Origin of the sequence: Leisingera coralii, from assembly GCF_049056525.1 — a bacterium.
Lineage (GTDB): Bacteria > Pseudomonadota > Alphaproteobacteria > Rhodobacterales > Rhodobacteraceae > Leisingera > Leisingera coralii.
Genome location: NZ_JBHUPT010000039.1, coordinates 16,592 through 36,489 on the forward strand (window position 1 = coordinate 16,592; position 19,898 = coordinate 36,489).

Here is a 19,898-nt window from a genome sequence, read left to right on the forward strand (position 1 = left end):
AAGGTCCAAAATTGCACCGCCGAGTCAACATATTTTCACGGAAGGAATATGATTTTTCCCGGATTGGACTGGCGGGGCAGAGAATTATTGTTAGGATTCAGGCCATGAAGACGACGAGTTTTGCGCACCAGCTGGCCGCCCGCGCGGCGCTGCCCCGGCTGTCTGTGGGGATGACAGAATCAGTGAATATCGGCTTTTTGGGCCCGCTTTCGGGCCGGGTCGAGAGCTGGGGGCTGCCCGGATTGAACGGCTGCCGGATCTGGGAAGACGGTCTGAACAAGGCTGGCGGGCTGCTGATCGGCGGCCGCCGCTACCCGATCCGCATCCACTCCTACGATTGCGGTCATGACCCCGAACGCTCGCTGGAGGGCGCGGTGGAACTGGTGCAGAAGCATAACGTCAAGCTGATGCTGATGCTGGGCGGGGACACTTTTGCGCCGGTGCGCGATTTCCTGATGCGCAACAAGGTGCTGACATCGACGCTACTGCCGACCGACCTGTCGCCGGACACGCCCTATCTGATCGCGCCGAGCGAGGCGCATCCGATCCAGAATGTGACCGGGGTGGCCTGGCTGGCGGAGAACCGGCCGGAGCTGAAAACCGTCGCCCTGTGCAGCCAGGCCGATCTGCTGGGGCTGCCCGCGCAGGCGGTCTACCGGGCGGCGTTCAAGGCCGCGGACAAGCAGATCCTGCGGGAAGTGCAGTATGATCCGGGAACCAGCGACCCTGGCCCGGTGGTGGATCCGATGCTGGAGAGCGGCGCCGATATCCTGTGCTGGTGCTCGTCTTACGCGCCGATGGTGCATGCGATGACGGAATATGCCTATGCCAAGGGCTTCAAGGGGCAGATCATCAGCTGCACCCTGGATGGCTATGACCAGCTGGTGGAGAAGACCTCAGTTGAATTCATGGAAGGGGTGGTGTTCCAGTTCCCGGACTTCGACGACCCGATGCTGCGGGAAAAGGCGTTTTTCTTCAACCGCCCGCATGTGTTCTTTGAGGAGTACAACCGCCGCTTCCCGGGCAGCTGGTCGGCGGTGAGCTGGGAGTATGTGGCGATCCTCGACATCTGGCACAGCGCGGTGGAGAAGGCGGGCTCAGTCGAGCCGCCATCGGTGCTGGCGGCGATGAAACAGCTGGGGCATGTCACCCACGCCTTTGGCCATGCGGAATGGTGGGGCGAGGATATCTTTGGCATTTCCAATGCCTTGGTCGGCGATTGGCCGGTGGTTACCATTCAGGACGGCAAGGCGCGGATCGCCGCGTTCAGGTCGATCCCCGGCTGGCTGGCCGAGCATTCCAACCTGCTGAAGGCAGAGATGGCGGCGCTGGGGCAGCTGTGGCACCAGCGTCTGGAAAGCGGCGCGCCGGGCAGCCAGGTCGGATCGCGCGCCGTGCAAGGCTGACCGGGCAGAAGGGCTGAGCGGGCTCAGATCTCCTGCAGCAGCAGCTTCTGCTCGTCGATCAGGTGCAGCTTGATGAATTCCACCGCGGATTCCACATCGCGTGAGGCGATGGCGTTGAACAGCGTGTTATAGCGTTTCTGGTAGTCCTGGATGCGCTGCGGCGTCAGGTGGCGGCGGCGCAGGGCGGTGCGGTAGGACAGGCGGCAGGCCTCGATCGTCAGCTCATAGCAGGAGTGCAGCAGCGGGTTGCCGGTGCCTTCGGCGATCTTGCGGTAAAGATCCTCCTCCGCCTCGATGAACTCGCCCGGATCGGTGCGCACGGCTTCGACCCGCGAGAGGATCTCATCCAGCTCCTCGATCTGGCGCGGGGTCATGTTGATGACTGCCAGGCGGATCAGTTCCGGCTCCAGGATACCGCGCACCACCAGATGGTCGAGCGGCGACACCTCCTTGGCCAGCGAGGAATAGGAGGCTTCGGGCTTGGGGTCGGAGCGGAATTTGACAAAGCTGCCGGAGCCCGGACGGCGGTGGATCACGTTTTGGCTGGCCAGCACATCCAGCGCCTCGCGCACGGTATTGCGGGCAACACCCAGTTCCGAGGCCAGCGTCCGTTCGGACGGCAGGCGGGTGTCGACCGGGTAGGTGCCTGCCTTGATGCGGGCAAACAGCGTGTCGATCACCACCTGTACGGTAGCGCCCACCGAATGCGTGGTCAGGATTTGCGAGGTCGTCTCTTCCGCTGAGCTCATATCTGTTTTCCGGGCCGGACGAGCGGGAGAATCCCCTGCTCCTGATCACTGTGTCAAAGGTGCAAATACCGGTTTTGGCGGCGGGAGTGCAACCATCTGACGCAGCTGTGATTGGCCCTCAGCCTAGCGGTTCCTGCGCCGGACGGCAAGAAAACAGAAGAAATTGGTTCTTAAATTGGTTTCCTTCCCGTGTTTTGAAGATGAGCCGTAAGGTTATGTTTTGATGCCGTTTTTAGCGCGTGTTTTGCCGTAAATCTGTGCCTGTGGTTCTATTTTGGTGCCTTTTGAGCGCCGAAAGTGAAAGAAAATTTCTTGGAGGTGAACCATCTCGCTGCTAGCCTTGGTCCAGGATGGGTCCAATTTGGGCTAACTGGTTCAGTGACGTTGAGCTGGCACCAGAGCCCGCAGAAGGGATCCCATCCCGCAGAACACACCGCCGCAAAAAACAGGCGGGTCCAACATGGGAGACAAAAATGATTTCCAAGATCGTGAAATCGGGGCTGACCCGGAGGACGTTCCTCAAATCGACAGCGGTCACCGCGATGAGTGCCGGGCTGCCGGGCGCGTCGCTAGCGGCGGGCAATACCATCAAGATCGGTTTCCTGGCGCCGCTGACCGGCGCGGTGGCGGCCTGGGGCAAACCGGGGCTGGACGGCTGCCAGATCTGGGCCGAGCGGGTCAACGCCGCGGGCGGCATCAAGCTGGGCGATGGTAGCTACAATGTCGAGTTTGTGGCCTATGACAATGAATACGATCCGGCCAAAGCGCGCACTGGCGCCACAAAGCTGATCCGCGAGGACGGGGTTAGCTTCATCATGATGCTGGGCGGCGACACCTGGCCCGGTGTGCAGCCGGTGGCGGACAAGACCGGCATGCTGTTTTCCACCCTGCTGCCGTCGGACCTGTCGCCCGATACCAATACGCTGATTGCGCCGGCCGAGGTGCATCCGATCTACAATGTGACCGGGGTTGAGTGGCTGGCCGAGAACAAGCCAGAGCTGAAAACCGCGGTGATGTGTGCGCAGGACGACGCGCTGGGGCTGCCGTCGGTTGCGACCTATCTGGCGGCCTTTGAGGCGGCGGGCATCGAGATGCTGGACGAGCCGCTGCTGTTCGACCCGGCAACCACAGACTTTGCGCCGGTGGTGACCCGGCTGATCAGCAAGAATCCGGATATCGTCTGCCTTGACACTTGCTACAGCGATTATGTGCATCCGATTGCCGAGCAGCTGTTCCAGCAGGGGTTCAAGGGGCAGATCATCTCCTGCACCGCGGATTTCTATGATCAGATGATCGCCAAGACCTCGGAAGAGTTCATGGAAGGCTTTGTTTTCCAGTTCCCCGATTTCGATGACCCGGCGCTGAATGGCGACAACATCAACTTCACCGACCCGAACGGCTTTTATGCCGAGTTCAATACCCGCCATCCGGGCCAGTGGGGCGCGGTGAGCTGGGAATATGCCTCGATCATGGATCTGTGGAAGGCTGCGGCGGAGAAGGCCGGGTCGGCCAGCCCGGATGCGGTGGCGGCCGCAATGAAAGAAGGTAAGGGCAAGCACGCCTTTGGCGATGCGGACTGGTGGGGCACCGAGCTGTTCGGCATCGACAACGCGCTGGTCGGCGACTGGCCGGTGGTGGCTATCGAGAAGGGCAAGGCCAGGATCAAGGACTTCCGCTCGATCCCCGAGTGGTACGCCAAGCACGGCGACCTGCTGGTCAAGCACATGAAGGCCTATGACCAGATGTGGGATCAGCGCAGCTGACCTTTCAGGCAGGCCATCAGGCGGTGCGGGACCTTTTCCCGCACCGCGAGACCGACTGAATAAAGAGACAATCCGATGCTTGACCTTTTGGCGCAGACCGGCCTCAACGCCGTGTATGCTGCGAGCTATATTTCCCTTGTTGCTGTGGGGCTTGTACTGATTTTTGGCGTCATGGGCGTGATCAACTTTGCCCATGGCGAACTGTTCATGGCGGGCGCTTATGCGATTGTGGCGCTGTATGCCGGGCTGAACGTGCCGTTCTTTTTGGCTGTGGCGGTCGGCCTGCTGTTTGTGGGCTGTCTGGGCCTGCTGATGGAAAAGGCCCTGTTCCGGCCCTTGAAGGACAACCCGTTGGGCGGGCTGGTTGCGTCGATCGGGTTCCTGATGATCCTGCAGGCGCTGGCGGTGATGGGGTTCGGCGTGCGGATGGTGCATATCCCGCCGGTCACGCAGGAGGTCATTGCCTTCAGCGACAAGGTGCGGCTCCCGGTGGCGCGGCTTTACGTGATCATTGCCGCCGTGGTGCTGCTGTCGGCGCTTTGGTATTTCCTGAAGCGGACCAGGTTCGGCTGGGCACTGCGCGCCTCTGCGCAGGATCCGGAGGCGGCGGCGCTGCAGGGGATTTCGATCACCCAGACCGCCAGGATTGCCATGTTCATCGGTGCAGGCCTGGCGGGGATTGCCGGGGCACTGACCGCACCGCTGGTCTCGGTCAACCCGCACATGGGGCATTCGGTGATCGTCACGGCCTTTATCGTCATCATCGTCGGCGGGGTTGGTTCGCTGGAGGGGGCCATTGTCGCCTCGATCGCCTATGCGCTGGTGCATACCTTTGTGACCACCTTCTGGGACGGTGTCTTGGCCGACATCGTGGGTCTGTCGCTGATGCTGGTTGTGCTGATCGTGAAGCCGACCGGATTGTTCGGGAGTGCGGACCGTGCCTAAGTTCCTGATCTGGACTGCGGCCATCGCCGCGCTGATCGCCCTGCCGCATGGGCTGAGCTTCTCGCAGCAGGAAATCCTGGTGTTTTTGACCATCAATGTGCTGCTGGTTGCCAGCTACCGGCTGCTGACGCTGACCGGTGAATGGTCGCTGGCGCATGTGGTGATCATGGGGGTGGGGGCCTATTCCTCGGCGCTTCTGACCAAGAAGCTGGGTGTCTATGTACCGGTTTCGATGCTGCTGGGCGGGGTGATAGCAGCGCTGATTGCGGTGCTGCTGTCGTTCCCGCTGTTCCGGATGAAGGGGTTCTACTTCCTGATCGGATCGTTTGCGGCGGGGGAGATCATCCGCCTGCTGTGGAAGCGGTTCCGGGACCCTTTTGGCGGCGCCAAGGGGATCAAGGGGATCGACCCGATGCCGGACTTCTCGGTTGGCTTCTACCAGTTCGATTTCTTCGAGCCGACGTCATATTACTACTTCGCCGGCGTCATCGTCGCCTTCTGCCTGTGGATCCTGTGGCGGATCGAGAAGTCGCCGGTGGGCCTCACCTTCCATGCGGTGCATTGGCAGGACAAGCTGGCGCAGGCCTCGGGTGTGAATGTGCGGGCCTACCGGACGCTGGCCTTCGCCATCGCCTCGGGCTTTGCCGGCATCTCGGGCGCGCTGCTGGCGCACTATGTCGGCACCATCAACCCAAATGCCTTTGACATCGACCTGATGGTCTTTGTGCTGACCTGGGCGATTGTCGGCGGCACCGCCACCTTCTATGGCCCGATCCTGGGCTGCGTGGTGCTGACGGTGCTGAACGAGATTGTGCTGCGGGAGCTGGGGCTCGAGCAGATGCGGCCGCTGGTCTATGGCGCCATCATGATCCTGTCGATCCTGTTCCTGCCCACCGGGCTGGAAAGCATCGTGCAGAAACTCACCAAAAGACGCGCTGCTGAGAGCGCGCCGGAACGGAGCCCGGCAGAATGACAGATTTTCTGGAAGTCAAAGACCTGACCATGCGGTTTGGTGGCCTGACGGCGGTGGACAGCCTGTCGTTCAAGGTGGCGCATGGCTCGATCCACGGGTTGATCGGTCCCAACGGCGCGGGGAAGACCACGACGTTCAACATGATCTCGGGCTTCTACAAGCCAAGCGAGGGGCAGGTGCTGCTGCGGGGTGAGGATATCTCCAGCCTGCAGATGCATGAGGTGGCCCGGCGCGGGGTGGTGCGCACCTTCCAGCACTCGACGCTGTTTGCTGAGCTGACCGTCTTGGAAAACGCGCTGGTCGGCACCCATATGCCGTTCCGCCCGAATATCTTTGCCGCGATCATCGGCTGGGACAAGGAGGACCGCAGCGGCGCTGAGGCTCGGGCCAGGGAGGCGCTGGAGTTCTTCGGGCTGGATCATGTGATGCAGGAACGCGCCGGGGATCTGAGCCACGGCCACCAGCGGGCGCTGGGTATGGCGGTGGCCTATGCCAGCCATCCGGACGTGATCCTGCTGGATGAGCCCTTCACCGGCATGAACCCGGAAGAGACCCGGCAGATGATGGACCTGATGGAGCGGCTCAAGGCGGACGGGATCACAATCCTGATCGTGGAGCATGACATGCAGGCGATCATGGGGCTGTGCGACAACATCACCTGCATGAGCTTTGGCAAGTTCCTGGCCGAGGGCGGACCGCAGGAGATCCGCAACCATCCGGCGGTGATCGAGGCATACCTGGGAGGGGCGCGCCATGTTGCTTGAGATGAAAAACATCGCCGTGAACTACGGCAAGATCAACGCGATCCGGAACATCTCGGTCGCGGTGCCGGAGGGCAAGATCGTCACCATCATCGGCGGCAACGGCGCGGGCAAGACCACCACCCTGCGGGCGATGTCGGGGATGCTGCCGATCACCGCCGGTGAGATCACTTTTGAGGGCAAGCGGATCGACCATCTGCCCGCGCATAAGGTTGTGGCCAACGGCATCGCCCATGTGCCGGAGGGGCGGCGGATCTTCCCCGACATGACGGTGGAGGAGAACCTGCACACCGGGGCGTTTTTGCGCAAGGATAAGGATGCGGTTGAGGCGGATCTGGAGGATGTCTTCAGACGCTTCCCCCGTCTGCGCGAGCGGCGCACCCAGATGGCCAAGACCATGTCGGGGGGCGAGCAGCAGATGCTGGCCATCGGGCGGGCGCTGATGTCCAAGCCGCGGCTCCTGCTGATGGATGAGCCGTCGATGGGGCTGGCACCGGTGATCGTCGAGGAAATTGCCCAGATCGTTGAGGAAATCAACGCCAACGGGCTGTCGGTGGTGCTGGTCGAGCAAAATGCCGAACTGGCGCTGGAGCTGGCCGATTACGCCTATGTCCTGGAAACCGGAAATGCAGCAATGGAGGGTCCTGCAGATGAGCTTCACGGAAACGAACACGTCCGCGCCGCGTATCTGGGGCTTTAAGCCGGACGCGGAGATGCGGGTGGCGCGCGAGGCGGGGTGGTCGCGTGCCGATCTGGCCTGGGAAAGGCTGATGGAGCGGGCGCTGGCGGAGGCCGAGGGCGGGTGTTCGCGCCCGGCCATGCGCCTGTTCCGGCTGGCGGATCTGCTGGCGCGGGTGGCGTTTCCGGCCGCTGATCTGCGCCGGGCCGCGGCGCCCGCCAACCTGGCGGTGCTGCACTTCCGGGCAGGCGCGCTGGAGGAGGCGGAGCGGTTGCAGGCCCGCGCCTTGCGGGTTTGGGCCGGAGCGGCAGAGCAGATAGATGCGATGGAAATCGCACCGCGCAGCCGGTCGTCGCTGTTTCATCTGCGGATGGAAGCGCTGCACCGCGATACGTTTCACGCCAATCTGAAAACCCGGGTGGGCCGGATTGCGGCGGAGGCCGGGGAGACGCTGCGCAACCTGACCTCGGGGCGGGCGGCTTTGCACCGCCATGCCAGCCGCTGGCGCGGGGAGAAGCCCACGGTGTTTGACGGAACCCGTAAGGTTCTGGGGGCCTGCCTGCTGCTGCTGGACGCGTAAGCCGCACATGTTTGCGGAGACGCGGTGGAACCCGGGCTAGCTGGCCCGGGTTTTCTGTTTGCACCTTTGCCAGCCGGTGCTGCGGGGCAACTATTTTCTGTCCCCAGGCGGTGAGGGCTTGGGAAAAACTGGTAATGGCAGTAAAATAATTTTCGCGTGATTTCTTGCGCTTTGAAAAGTTTTTGCGTATCGCGCCGCTGCGCGCTTGTCAGAGGCCGTCAATAAGGAAGATAACACAGTGGCTAAACCTAAAGACGATACCGACGCAGTGGCAAATAACCTTTCTCAAGATCCGCATCGTGTCCGCGAGGGCTCGGAAAAAGTTCTGGAAGTGGCGATCGGCCGCGAAGTGCGGTCGTTCCGGCGCCAGCAGGGCATCACTGTGGCGGATCTCGCCAATTTGACCGGTCTCTCGATTGGCATGCTGTCGAAGATCGAGAACGGCAACACCTCGCCGTCGCTGACCACGCTGCAGCTGCTGGCCAATGCGCTGAGCGTGCCGATCACCTCCTTCTTCCGCCGCTTCGAGGAGACCCGCGAGGCGGTGCATACCAAATCGGGCGCAGGGGTGGAGACCGAGCGGGCCGGCACGCGGGCCGGGCATCAGTATCAGCTGTTGGGCCATCTCGGCGCCAATGCCTCGGGCGTGATGGTGGAGCCCTACATGATCACCCTGACCGAGGAGTCGGATGTCTTCCCGACCTTCCAGCATGACGGTATCGAGATGCTGTACATGCTGGAAGGTGAGGTGGATTACCGGCACGGCGACAAGGTGTTTCCGCTGAAGCCCGGCGATACGCTGTTTTTTGACGCCGATGCGCCGCATGGACCGGAAAGCCTGGTCAAGCTGCCCGCGCGCTACCTGTCGATCATTTCCTACCCGCAGTCGAGCTGAGGCGCGGCGGGGCGCTCCCGCCTGCTTCGCGGCATCTGAAGATGCCCCTGCACAGTTGGGCCCGGCGCCGCGCGATGCGCGGCGCTGTTGCGTTTTTCGGAAAGCTTTGCGGATGCAGCGTGCGCAGCGCGCTGCCCGGCCCAACGCCGCCCAGGGGGAAGGCGCAGCCTGCCGTCTGAGGCGGGGGCGGGAGGGCGCCGCTTCCCCCATTGCGGACAAAAAAGAAACTGCCGGAGCCAGAGGCAACGGCAGTCAGTGAGGCGGGCCTAAGTGACAGGGGGTAGGGACGGCCCGCCAGGTCCGCTCGGGATCAATCGTCGTCGGGCCAGATACCGTCCGAGGTCGGGCTGCCGTCGTCATACTGCGACAGCCATTCCACCATCAGCGGGCGGTTGTCGATGAAGCCCTTGTAGGTCGCCAGCTCCTCCGGCAGGTCGCGGATCACCCGGTGCAGGCGGCGGCCCCATTTCGGCACCGTCACCAGATCGTTGAAGCTGATCAGGTAGCAGCGGATCGGGAAGGCCAGCGCGTTGGAGCGGGGCAGGCGGAAGAAGGTCTGCAGCTCGACCCGCAGGTGCTGTTTCTCGCCGATGTTGTCCATCGTCAGCCCCTGCTTCATCACGCCCCATTTGTGGTAGTTCTCGGGGGAGGTGTCCAAGAGCGGGTTGACCGTCATCGTCCAGTTCAGGCGGCGGGCCGGCTGGCCCTGCTGGATGTTCAGCAGGAACTTCAGGGCGCGCACGAAAATGCCCATTTCGTGCGCCTTCGGCACCGGCGCGTGCCATTCGAAGAAGTTCATGCCGATGTCGAAGTCCAGCGACCAGTCGGCCTGGGTGGTGACCATGCCGGCATCCATCCACAGGTTGTCGTCGCGCTGGTCCAGCACCGCAAAATCGCCCTGGGTCTGACGGGTGATGTATTCCATCGGCCCGTAGGGCAGGGTGCTTTCATCCAGGAAAGTGAAAGTGTCGTCGATGCCCAGCGGCTTGTTGATCCAGCGCCAGCGGTTGCCGTCCTTGTGCAGTTCGAACAAGTCCGGGTATTCGGCCGCCTTGGCCTCCATGATCAGCTCGAGCAGGTCCCAGCCGGCCAGCGTCATATGCGGCAGCGACTGGCAGCGCAGCGGATCATTGGCCAGCACCCGGGCGCGGTCCCTCATTTCCGAGACATAATGCTCGTCCACGTCAAAGGTGCGCTCGAACACCGAGCCGGGCCGGTAGGACTTATGCGGCTCCATGTTCACCGAGTACATGTAGCTGTCTTCGTGGAACGGGAAGGGGAAGCGTTTGATTGCCCAGTCCGAGTTCTTGAAGGTGAAGTCGCCGTAGAAGGTTTCGTCGTTGAATTGAATGGTCATCTTTCTCTCCCTCAGCGGTCCAGAACGAGTGTCTTGCCTTCAAAGCGCGACACGCAGGGCATGATGTGCTTGCCGCCGGCCTTCTGCTCGTCAGTCAGCCAGTGGTCGTAGTGCAGGAACTTGCCGTCATAGCCGATGACATTGGTCTCGCACTGGCCGCAGGCGCCGCCGCGGCAGAGGTAGGGGGCGTCGATGCCGGCCGCTTCCAGCGCTTCCAGCAGCGACTGGTGCTCGCCGACTTGGACGATCTTGTTGGAGACCGCACATTTCACCTCGAACGGCTTGCCGGAGGCAGGCGCCAGGAATTCCTCGGAATGCACGGCCTCGCGCGGCCAGCCCATCTCCTCGGCGGTGCCATGCACCCATTCGATCATACCCTTGGGGCCGCAGACGTAGACGTGGGTGCCCAGCGGCTGGTTGGCGAGCAGAGTCTTGAGGTCGATCGCCTCTTTCTGGTCGTCATGGTAGATATGCACTTTGCCGGGATAGCGCTCAGCCAGTTCCTTGGCGTAGGTGCCCAGCGACGCGGTGCGGACCGCGTAGTGCAGTTCGAAGTGGCCCTCCATCATGGAGAGCTGGTGCATCTGGGCCATGAAGGGGGTGATGCCGATACCGCCGGCCAGCATCAGGTGCTTCTTGGCGCGCAGGTCCAGCGAGAACAGGTTCACTGGGTTGGAGATCACCATCTCCATCCCCTCTTTGACCTGGGAATGCATGAACCTGGAGCCGCCGCGGCCCTGATCGTCGCGCCGCACCGAAATCATGTAGGCGCCGCGGTCTGCCGGGTTGGACATCAGGGAGTAGGCATTGAGCCGGGTGATATCGCCGTCCTGCATCTCCACCACGGTATGCGCCCCGCCCGAGAAGGTGGGCAGATCGCCGCCGCCGGTGCGGACGAATTTGAAACGGGTGACCAGGTCGTTGATCGGTTTGACCTCGGCCACGGTGACATTCAGTTTTGCGGTGCCAGCACTCATTTGAACAGCTCCACTTTCTCGGGGATGTTGCCCGGATCCTCGGCATCCACCCGCACGCCCTGGAAGGCAGCGAGGCGGCGCGAATAGTGATCGCGCACGAACAGGCTGAGGCCGCAGTGGCTGCATTCGAACGGGTCGGTGGTGACGTCCTCGGTGATGCCCTTGCAGTGCACGCACTGCATGCGCCGCGCGGTGGAGCCGCGGTGTTCGGTCTGGATCGCGGTGTGCGGGATGCCCGCCGCGGTGGCCTCGGCCATGGCCTGGCCCATCAGGCTTTCGGTGCCGGTCAGGTACACCTGGGTGCCCATGTGGCAGTCCAGCAAGGCGCGGCGGATGCGGCTTTGCGCGGCCTCATAGGAAGGACCGGCATAAAACTGGCCTGCACCCAGCTCTTCCAGCTGGCTGCTGTATTTGGCGCCGGTTTTCTTGGGGATGTAGATGATATGGGCCTTGGCCCAGAAATCCTTGTCTACGGATTTGGCCAGATCCAGGATCGCCTCGGCGCCTTCGGCATCGGCAATCATCAGGTGGCCGCTGCCGGGGCGGGCCTCAAGCTCGCCGTACACCGGGCGGCTGGTGATCGAAGGGGGGAATTGGGTCTTAGACATGTGGGTCGCTTTTCCTGCAGTCCGGGTGAACGAAAACAGGCGCCCCCGGAATGGGGACGCCCGGGATTCGGCTCAGCCTTTTGCGGTCCGGCGTTTCTTTTCCGGATCGTGGAACGGCATTTCCGCTGCGACGCAGGGGATTTCGCCGGTGGAGTTCTTGACGGTCAGCGGCACGCCGGGTTCGGCGCAGTCGACCGGCATGCGGGCGATGCCCACGTTGTGCTCGTTCAGGGGCGAGTACATGCCGATGGTGACAACGCCGACCTGCTTGCCGTCGCGCAGGAGCGGCGCGCCTTCTTCGGCCGGCTCGGTGCCTTCCAGCTTGACGCCGTAGATCTTGAAGCGCTCCTTGCCTTTCAGGCGGTAGTGCTCCTCGGCGCCGCGGAAGCCGGTCTTGCCCGGCGAGACGGTGAAGTCGAGGCCCAGCTCCCACAAGGTGTCGCCGCACTTCTCGTTCTCGAAGGGGTACATTTCCGAGTTGTCATAGGGGAAGAACAGCAGGTAGCTCTCTGCCCGCAGCAGGTCGAGGGTGGTGAAGCGGGTCGGGATGATGCCCATCGGGGCGCCTTTTTCGACCAGATTGTCCCAGATGTGCGGCGCGTCCTGGCCGCGGCAGAAGATCTCATAGCCGCGCTCGCCGGTGTAGCCGGTGCGGGAGATGGTCACGGGCTTGTCGAACAGGGTGGTGTGGATGTGGCTGAAATAGACCACGTCGCGGATGCCGGGCACGCCCTGTTCTTCGAGGAAATCGACCGCCATCGGACCCTGCAGTGAAATGTCATGCAGGTTGTCGTCAAAGCGGATGTCGACGTCGCGGCCTTGCGCAGCCCGGGTCAGGGTCTCATGTCCCTGGCCGGAGCCGTGCACCACCATCCAGCTGTTGGGGCCCATGCGGTAGATGACGCAGTCGTCGATGAACTTGCCGTCGTCATTCAGCATGCAGGCATAGGTGCTGCGGCCGGGTTTGATCTTTTCGACGTTGCGGGTGGTGGCCCGGTCGATCACGTGGCTGGCGTGGGGGCCGACGATATGGACCTTCTTGAGGCCGGACACATCCATGAAGCCCGCCTTGGTGCGGATCGCCATGTATTCTTCGGTCTGGTCCTTGTCATAGGTCCAGGCGGTGCCCATGCCGCTCCAGTCTTCCAGGTCCGAGCCCAACGCCCGGTGGCGGTCAGCAAGGGTTGAGAAGCGCCAGGATGCAGTCATTTTCTAAGTCTCCCTATTGGTGCGGACCAAAATTCTTGATTTGGTTCCATTGGTCTGGTCCAGTTAGCCAAGAGAGGGGGCGCTGTGTCAATGAATATTCCTATCAGGAAAAAGATTTCGCTTAAAAGGCCGATTCCTCACGGCTTTGCGGCATGGATTGGCCTGAAATGGTCTTTTTAGGCGCAGGCTTGAGGTTGCGGATGCCGCCGGTTGACCCGTTCAGAGTGAGAATCGGGTGATTCCAGCGCCGGAGAATCGCGTGATTCCGCCGCAAACAGGCCGTTCCCATAGGGTTTTGGCCACTGTTCCGAGGGCGCGTGGGGCTGGCAGCCGGGCAAAGGCGGGGCGCGCTAAGCCGTTGGAGGCGCGAAGCTAAGGCGGGATGACGGGAGGGCCAGATGGGGCGCATGGGAGCGAGCATGCTTCCCTGTCAGTGAATAAACTTTCACATGATTATTGACAGCTCAGCAGCCTGAGACACAGAATAAAGGAAAATAATATTCCCAAGAGGCAAAAAGCCCGGGAGCACTGCCAACAGGAGGGCAAAACATTGGATGGTAATCTGAACGCGTTAACAACCGTGTTCACCGAGTTCTATTACTGGGTGACGGTTGTCTTCATGTTCCTCATTCACGTGGGGTTCTGCATGTACGAGGTCGGCGCCAGCCGCCACCGCAACCACATGCACACACTTATGAAGAACATCATGATCATTCCGCTGGTCACGGTGACGTTCTTCTTCTTCGGCTGGTGGATCTACTGGGCCTTCCCCAGCTTCCCGTTCTTCGGCGGGCTGAACCATGACGCGGGCGCGGCGAACCTGCCCTGGTCGCAGAACATGGGCACCAACCTGTCCGACCGGATCACCGGCGTATTCTGGGCAGCGTTCCTGCTGTTCTCCTGGACCGCGGCCTCGATCGTGTCGGGTGCGGTGATCGAACGGATCCGCTCCTCGGCCCTGTGGGTGCATGCGGTGATGATCGGTTCGGTGTTCTGGATCATCGACGCCGCCTGGGGATGGCATGCCGAAGGCTGGATGGTGAAATACCTCGGCTATCATGATGCCTATGCCTCCGGCGTGATCCACGCGATTGCCGGCGGTTATGCGCTGGGCGTGATCATGGTGCTGGGACCGCGCCTGGGTAAATTCGCCGCCGATGGCACCCCGCGCGATATCCCGCCGCATAACCCCTGGATGCTGACCATCGGGATCTTCCTGATCTATTCCGGTTTCTGGGGCTTCTATGCCGCCTGCAACATCCCGGTGATCTCACCTGACGGTATTGGCGGGCTGCTGACTGGCGAGACCTGGACGGCCACCAACATCTATCTGGCGCCGACCTCGCTGTCTGCGATCACCTTCAACTTCCTGATGTCGCTGTCCGGCGGCCTGATGGCGGCCTATGTGGTGTCCAAGGGCGATGCGTTCTGGACCTTCTCCGGCGGTCTGGCCGGCATTATCACCGCCTCTGCGGGCAACGATCTGTATCACCCGATCCAGGCGATGCTGGTCGGCGCGGTTGGTGTCGTGATCGTCTACAAGCTGCACTACTGGGTCGAGCGCACCTTCAAGATCGACGATGCGGTGGGCGCTGTTGCCGTGCATGGCTACTCCGGCATCGTGGGCCTGATCATCGCTGGCTTCCTGCTGTGGGGCGCGCCGAGCTCGCCGTATGAAGGTTTCGCCACCGTGAACCCGGTTGGCCAGACCATCGGTGCGGTGATCATGTTCGGTGTGCTGGGCTGGCTGCCAGGCTATGTGATCGCCAAGATGCAGGCTGCTGCCGGCGTGCTGCGCATCCCGGTTGAGGTCGAGCTGCAAGGTCTCGATTACGCTGAGCACCATGCCTACGAAGATGCCAAGGCCGAGATCATTGCTGCCGACAAGGCTGCGGTGAATGGTGCTGGCGTTCCAGCTGAATAAGGAGAATTGAAATGTCTACGATCGGTTACGACAGCTGGGCGGTGGATCTGGCAGAGGTTGGGGCGGTCTATCCGTTCCAGGGATCAGAGGGGCTGATGGTGGTCCTCGGGGTGGTCTTCTGGATTGCCTGGCACAGGATCCAGTTTGTCCGCGAAGGCGCGCATCTGGAGAAGGCCAAGCGGATGGGAGACACGGAAAAAATACACAATCTGCTTGAGAAGTATTGACCCGATCCGGTCGAAGGCGCGCCAGAATGGCGCGCCTTTTCTTTCCTTCGCAGGAAAATAAGTTTCATAAGAGTTGAACGGTAGATCGCAAACTGCTAGCGTTGATTCGAGATGAAAAGCAGGAGGCACACCCATGTGCGGGATTGTCGGTCTTTTTCTAAAAGACAAATCACTTGAGCCAAAACTGGGCGATATGCTCACCGATATGCTCATCACCATGACGGACCGCGGTCCGGACAGTGCGGGCATTGCGATCTATGGCGCGGATACGAATGGGCGGGCAAAGCTCACCGTTCAGTCCGACACGCCGGAAGAGGCCTTTGACGGTCTGGACGGCGCGCTGGCCGAAGCGCTGAGCGCCGATGTTTCGATCCGGGTGATCGATACCCACGCGGTTCTCGAATTGCCCGCAGGCAAGGAAGAGGAGGCCCGCAGCGCGCTGGCCGAGCTGCGTCCCGGCATGCGCGTCATGAGCGCGGGCGACACCATCGAGATCTACAAGGAAGTAGGTCTGCCCGAGAAGGTCGCCGAGCGTTTCAACGTGCGCGGCATGAGCGGCAGCCATGGCATCGGCCACACCCGTATGGCCACGGAATCCGCCGTGACTACCGAGGGCGCACACCCGTTCTCCACCGGTTCCGACCAGTGCCTGGTGCACAACGGCTCGCTGTCCAACCACAACGCGCTGCGCCGCAAGCTGCGCCGTGAGGGTGTGCGGATCGAAAGCCAGAACGACACCGAGGTGGGCGCTGCCTATCTGACCTGGAAGATGCAGAACGGCGCATCTCTGGGCGAGGCGCTGGAAAGCAGCCTGGAGGATCTGGACGGCTTCTTCACCTTTGTGGTCGGCACCAAGGACGGCTTTGGCGTGGTCCGCGACCCGATCGCCTGTAAGCCGGCCGTGATGGCGGAGACTGACCAGTATGTGGCGTTCGGCAGCGAATACCGCGCACTGGTGAACCTGCCGGGCATCGAAGACGCCAAGGTCTGGGAGCCTGAACCCGCAACCGTTTACTTCTGGAACCACTAAGATGCAGACATATGATCTTGAAGCAAATGGCCTGCGCGGTCTGAACTCGGCCCTGCAGGAACTGAACGGCAGCTCCAACAAGACTGCTTGGGAAATCGTCAACCCCAAGGGCAGCCATGCGATTGCCGTTGGTTTGAACTCCCCGATCGAAGTGACCGTCAAGGGCTCCACCGGCTACTACTGCGCCGGCATGAACCAGCAGGCGACGGTCCGGGTCGAAGGCTCGGTCGGTCCGGGCGTGGCGGAAAACATGATGTCCGGCACCGTGATCGTCGAGGGCGACGCCAGCCAGTATGCCGGCGCCACCGGCCATGGCGGCCTCCTGGTGATCAAGGGCAATGCCTCCTCGCGCTGCGGCATCTCGATGAAGGGCATCGACATCGTCGTGCATGGCAACATCGGCCACATGTGCGCCTTCATGGCGCAGGCGGGCAATCTGGTGGTGCTGGGCGATGCGGGCGACGCGCTGGGCGACAGCTGCTACGAGGCGCGCTTCTTTGTGCGCGGCTCGGTCAAGAGCCTGGGCGCCGACTGCATCGAGAAGGAAATGCGCCCCGAGCACATCGAGATCCTCAAGGATCTGCTGGCACGCGCCGGAGCGGATGCGAAGCCGGAGGAGTTCAAGCGCTACGGCTCCGCCCGCAAGCTCTACAACTTCGACGTCGACAACGCGCAAGCGTACTAAGGACAGGGATCACTAGACATGGATAGCAATAACATCCCCCGCACGGTCCCGATCCAGTCGGCGACTTTCTCGAACCCGATCAACGCTGAAATCCGCCGCGCGGCGGCCACCGGGATCTACGACATCCGTGGCGGCGGCGCCAAGCGCCGGGTCCCGCATTTCGATGACCTGCTGTTCCTTGGCGCCTCGATCTCGCGCTACCCGCTGGAAGGCTACCGGGAGAAATGCGAGACCAAGGTGACGCTGGGCACCCGCTTTGCCAAGAAGCCGATTGAGCTGGATATTCCGATCACCATCGCCGGCATGAGCTTTGGCGCGCTGTCCGGCCCCGCCAAGGAGGCCCTCGGCCGCGGCGCATCCGCTGCTGGCACCTCGACCACTACCGGCGACGGCGGCATGACCCCGGAAGAGCGCGGCCATTCCACCAAGCTGGTCTACCAGTATCTGCCGTCCCGTTACGGCATGAACCCGGACGACCTGCGCAAGGCGGACGCGATCGAGGTCGTGGTCGGCCAGGGCGCCAAGCCCGGCGGAGGCGGCATGCTGCTGGGCCAAAAGATCTCTGACCGGGTTGCGGAAATGCGCACCCTGCCGAAAGGCATCGACCAGCGTTCTGCCTGCCGCCACCCGGACTGGACCGGCCCGGATGACCTGGAAATCAAGATCCTGGAGCTGCGGGAGATCACCGATTGGCAGGTGCCGATCTACATCAAAGTCGGCGGTACCCGCCCCTATTATGACACCGCGCTGGCGGTAAAGGCCGGTGCCGACGTTGTGGTTCTGGACGGCATGCAGGGCGGCACCGCCGCCACCCAGGACGTGTTCATCGAACATGTCGGCCTGCCGACGCTCGCCTGTATCCGCCCTGCCGTGCAGGCGCTGCAGGACCTGGGCGTGCACCGCGAGGTGCAGCTGATCGTCTCCGGCGGCATCCGCACCGGCGCCGATGTGGCCAAGGCGATGGCGCTGGGCGCCGATGCGGTTGCGATCGGCACCGCGGCGCTGGTTGCGCTGGGCGACAACGACCCGAAATGGGAAAGCGAGTACCAGAAGCTGGGCACTACCACCGGCGCCTATGACGACTGGCACGAAGGCCTGGATCCGGCCGGCATCACCACCCAGGATCCTGAGCTGATGAAGCGCCTGGACCCGGTCGATGCGGGCCGCCGCCTGCGTAACTACCTCAAGGTGATGACGCTGGAAGCGCAGACCATCGCCCGCGCCTGCGGCCACAACCACCTGCACAACCTTGAACCCGAGGATCTGTGCGCCCTGACCATGGAGGCCGCCGCCATGGCGCGGGTGCCGCTGGCCGGTACCGACTGGTACCCGGGCAAAGCAGGGTTCTGATGATTGGCGGGGCGCGGCCGGCAACGGTCCGCGCCCCATTCTTGAAATACGTTCAACAGGGAAAGGAAGTAGGACCATGACGACTGATCTGGCTGCTTTCGCAAAAGAAAAAGGCGTCAAATACTTCATGATCTCCTTCACCGACTTGTTCGGTGGCCAGCGCGCCAAACTGGTGCCGGCACAGGCGATCGCGGATATGCAGGAAGACGGGGCCGGCTTTGCCGGTTTTGCCACCTGGCTTGACCTCACCCCGGCGCACCCGGACATGCTGGCGGTGCCGGATCCGTCCTCGGTGATCCAGCTGCCGTGGAAGCCGGAGGTCGCCTGGGTGGCGGCTGACTGCGTCATGGAAGGCAAAGATGTGGCCCAGGCGCCGCGCAACGTGCTGCGCCGTCTGATCAAGGAGGCCGCGGACGAAGGCCTGCACGTGAAGACCGGCATCGAGGCCGAGTTCTTCCTGCTGACCCCCGAAGGCGACGAGATCTCCGACCCCTTCGATACCGCTGAGAAGCCCTGTTATGACCAGCAGGCGGTGATGCGCCGTTATGATGTGGTGCGCGAGATCTGCGATTACATGCTGGAGCTGGGCTGGGGCCCGTACCAGAACGACCACGAAGACGCCAACGGCCAGTTCGAAATGAACTGGGAGTTCGACGACGCGCTGTCGACCGCCGACAAGCACAGCTTCTTCAAGTTCATGACCAAATCGGTGGCGGAGAAGCACGGCTACCGGGCGACCTTCATGCCGAAACCGGTCGAGGGTCTCACCGGCAACGGCTGCCACGCCCATATCTCGGTCTGGGACGCGCCCGGCAAGGATTCCCGGGTCAACGTCTTTGCTGGTGAAAAGGGCGAAGGCCAGATTGCCGAGCTTGGCCTCTCCGAGCAGGGCGGCTGGTTCCTGGGCGGCATCATGAAACACGCCTCGGCGCTGGCGGCGATCACCAACCCGACGGTGAACTCCTACAAGCGGATCAACGCGCCGCGCACCATGTCCGGGGCGACCTGGGCGCCGAACACCGTCACCTGGACCGGCAACAACCGCACCCATATGGTGCGCGTCCCCGGCCCCGGCCGGTTCGAGCTGCGCCTGCCCGACGGGGCGGTGAACCCCTATCTGCTGCAGGCGGTGATCATCGCGGCCGGCCTCTCCGGCGTCCGCACCAAGGCCGATCCCGGCCCGCGCCACGACATCGACATGTATGCCGAAGGCCACAAGATCACCGATGCGCCCAAGCTGCCGCTCAACATGCTGGATGCGCTGCGCTTCTACGACAAGGATGACGGCCTGAAGTCGATGATGGGCGAGGAGTTCTCCGCCGCCTACCTGAAGATGAAGCAGCAGGAGTGGAATTCCTTCGTCAACCACTTCTCCCGCTGGGAGAAAGACAACACGCTGGACATCTGATTCCCGCCTCTGATTCCCCTGTCCGGCCTTCGGGCCGGACCTCGCACGGCCCGGGCATCGCCCGGGCCTTTTTATTTGCGGCAGCGCCTGCGGCATATGCGCCGTCTTCACCCGTGGTGAAATTCCGCCTGTTTCCGATCGGCGGCAGGTGCGCCGGAAACCTCCTGTTTTTCAGGGAAAACGGTTCAGGAAGGTGTTGACGCCCAGGAAAATAAATTGAGTAATAGGAATATATCTTGCCTCGCAATGAACTTTCGCCGCGGGGAGTGAACCGGAACTGATGGCAGCAGGGAGAAGGCCATGAGCTACAAGAGTGACATTGAGATCGCGCGGGAAGCGCAGAAGAAGCCGATCCAGGAGATTGGTGCGAAG

General features: G+C 62.4%; 20 protein-coding genes. 14 read left to right on the plus strand and 6 right to left on the minus strand.

Annotated elements, in window-relative coordinates; all coding sequences use genetic code 11:
- Positions 1-104 precede the first annotated feature (104 nt).
- Positions 105-1,406, plus strand: a complete 1,302-nt coding sequence (locus tag ACFMBG_RS14055) for an ABC transporter substrate-binding protein (RefSeq protein WP_421055327.1) — start codon at positions 105-107, stop codon at positions 1,404-1,406.
- 23 nt (positions 1,407-1,429) lie between these two features.
- Here the strand turns inward: ACFMBG_RS14055 and ACFMBG_RS14060 are convergent, their stop codons facing one another.
- A complete protein-coding gene (locus ACFMBG_RS14060) occupies positions 1,430-2,155 on the minus strand; it encodes a FadR/GntR family transcriptional regulator (RefSeq protein WP_421055328.1) in 726 nt (241 codons plus the stop codon).
- Between the two features lie 473 nt (positions 2,156-2,628).
- Between ACFMBG_RS14060 and ACFMBG_RS14065 the strand changes: the two genes are divergently transcribed.
- The 7 genes from ACFMBG_RS14065 to ACFMBG_RS14095 all read left to right on the plus strand — a co-directional run bounded on the left by ACFMBG_RS14065 (position 2,629) and on the right by ACFMBG_RS14095 (position 8,751).
- The gene (locus ACFMBG_RS14065; protein WP_421055329.1) at positions 2,629-3,918 is read left to right on the plus strand and encodes an ABC transporter substrate-binding protein; all 1,290 of its coding nucleotides are present in this window, start codon (positions 2,629-2,631) and stop codon (positions 3,916-3,918) included.
- 75 nt (positions 3,919-3,993) lie between these two features.
- Positions 3,994-4,863: a branched-chain amino acid ABC transporter permease gene (locus ACFMBG_RS14070; RefSeq protein ID WP_421055330.1), complete on the plus strand. Its 870-nt coding sequence runs from the start codon at positions 3,994-3,996 to the stop codon at positions 4,861-4,863.
- Positions 4,856-5,836 carry a branched-chain amino acid ABC transporter permease gene (locus ACFMBG_RS14075; protein ID WP_421055331.1) on the plus strand — a complete coding sequence of 327 codons (981 nt, stop codon included), beginning with the start codon at positions 4,856-4,858 and terminating at the stop codon, positions 5,834-5,836. The genes ACFMBG_RS14070 and ACFMBG_RS14075 overlap by 8 nt, the downstream gene beginning before the upstream one ends.
- Positions 5,833-6,600, plus strand: coding sequence for an ABC transporter ATP-binding protein (locus ACFMBG_RS14080; protein WP_421055332.1), 768 nt, complete (start codon positions 5,833-5,835; stop codon positions 6,598-6,600). Before ACFMBG_RS14075 ends, ACFMBG_RS14080 begins: the two co-directional genes overlap by 4 nt.
- Entirely contained in the window at positions 6,590-7,297 is a 708-nt protein-coding gene (locus tag ACFMBG_RS14085) for an ABC transporter ATP-binding protein (RefSeq protein ID WP_421055333.1), read from the plus strand. Before ACFMBG_RS14080 ends, ACFMBG_RS14085 begins: the two co-directional genes overlap by 11 nt.
- Positions 7,248-7,856 carry a tetratricopeptide repeat-containing protein gene (locus ACFMBG_RS14090; protein WP_421055334.1) on the plus strand — a complete coding sequence of 203 codons (609 nt, stop codon included), beginning with the start codon at positions 7,248-7,250 and terminating at the stop codon, positions 7,854-7,856. The genes ACFMBG_RS14085 and ACFMBG_RS14090 overlap by 50 nt, the downstream gene beginning before the upstream one ends.
- 238 nt (positions 7,857-8,094) lie before the next feature.
- The gene (locus ACFMBG_RS14095; protein ID WP_421055335.1) at positions 8,095-8,751 is read left to right on the plus strand and encodes a helix-turn-helix domain-containing protein; all 657 of its coding nucleotides are present in this window, start codon (positions 8,095-8,097) and stop codon (positions 8,749-8,751) included.
- Positions 8,752-9,061: 310 nt separating this feature from the next.
- On the opposite strand, the gene ACFMBG_RS14100 is transcribed toward ACFMBG_RS14095, so the two are convergent.
- From ACFMBG_RS14100 to ACFMBG_RS14115, 4 genes are all read right to left on the minus strand, one after another.
- Positions 9,062-10,108 (minus strand): heme-dependent oxidative N-demethylase family protein, encoded by a 1,047-nt coding sequence (locus tag ACFMBG_RS14100; protein WP_421055336.1) that lies wholly within the window; start codon positions 10,106-10,108, stop codon positions 9,062-9,064.
- 11 nt (positions 10,109-10,119) lie between these two features.
- Complete coding sequence (locus tag ACFMBG_RS14105; RefSeq protein WP_421055337.1) at positions 10,120-11,085, minus strand: PDR/VanB family oxidoreductase; 966 nt, start codon at positions 11,083-11,085, stop codon at positions 10,120-10,122.
- Complete coding sequence (locus tag ACFMBG_RS14110; protein WP_421055338.1) at positions 11,082-11,693, minus strand: dimethylamine monooxygenase subunit DmmA family protein; 612 nt, start codon at positions 11,691-11,693, stop codon at positions 11,082-11,084. Before ACFMBG_RS14110 ends, ACFMBG_RS14105 begins: the two co-directional genes overlap by 4 nt.
- A gap of 72 nt (positions 11,694-11,765) precedes the next feature.
- On the minus strand, positions 11,766-12,902 hold the full coding sequence (locus tag ACFMBG_RS14115; protein WP_421055339.1) for an aminomethyl transferase family protein: 1,137 nt from the start codon (positions 12,900-12,902) through the stop codon (positions 11,766-11,768).
- A gap of 550 nt (positions 12,903-13,452) precedes the next feature.
- On the opposite strand from ACFMBG_RS14115, the gene ACFMBG_RS14120 reads away from it, so the two are divergent.
- From ACFMBG_RS14120 to glnT, 6 genes are all read left to right on the plus strand, one after another.
- Positions 13,453-14,826: an ammonium transporter gene (locus ACFMBG_RS14120; RefSeq protein WP_421055340.1), complete on the plus strand. Its 1,374-nt coding sequence runs from the start codon at positions 13,453-13,455 to the stop codon at positions 14,824-14,826.
- Positions 14,827-14,837: 11 nt separating this feature from the next.
- On the plus strand, positions 14,838-15,053 hold the full coding sequence (locus tag ACFMBG_RS14125; protein WP_421055341.1) for a hypothetical protein: 216 nt from the start codon (positions 14,838-14,840) through the stop codon (positions 15,051-15,053).
- 133 nt (positions 15,054-15,186) lie between these two features.
- Entirely contained in the window at positions 15,187-16,083 is an 897-nt protein-coding gene (locus ACFMBG_RS14130; RefSeq protein WP_421055342.1) for a class II glutamine amidotransferase, read from the plus strand.
- 1 nt (position 16,084) lies between these two features.
- Positions 16,085-16,768, plus strand: coding sequence for a GltB/FmdC/FwdC-like GXGXG domain-containing protein (locus tag ACFMBG_RS14135; RefSeq protein WP_421055343.1), 684 nt, complete (start codon positions 16,085-16,087; stop codon positions 16,766-16,768).
- A gap of 18 nt (positions 16,769-16,786) precedes the next feature.
- A complete protein-coding gene (locus ACFMBG_RS14140; protein WP_421055344.1) occupies positions 16,787-18,118 on the plus strand; it encodes an FMN-binding glutamate synthase family protein in 1,332 nt (443 codons plus the stop codon).
- A gap of 76 nt (positions 18,119-18,194) precedes the next feature.
- Complete coding sequence (gene glnT / locus ACFMBG_RS14145; protein ID WP_421055345.1) at positions 18,195-19,526, plus strand: type III glutamate--ammonia ligase; 1,332 nt, start codon at positions 18,195-18,197, stop codon at positions 19,524-19,526.
- A 171-nt stretch (positions 19,527-19,697) separates the two neighbouring features.
- Here the strand turns inward: glnT and ACFMBG_RS14150 are convergent.
- The coding region (locus tag ACFMBG_RS14150; protein ID WP_421055346.1) for a hypothetical protein at positions 19,698-19,898 on the minus strand (201 nt) is incomplete at its 5' end.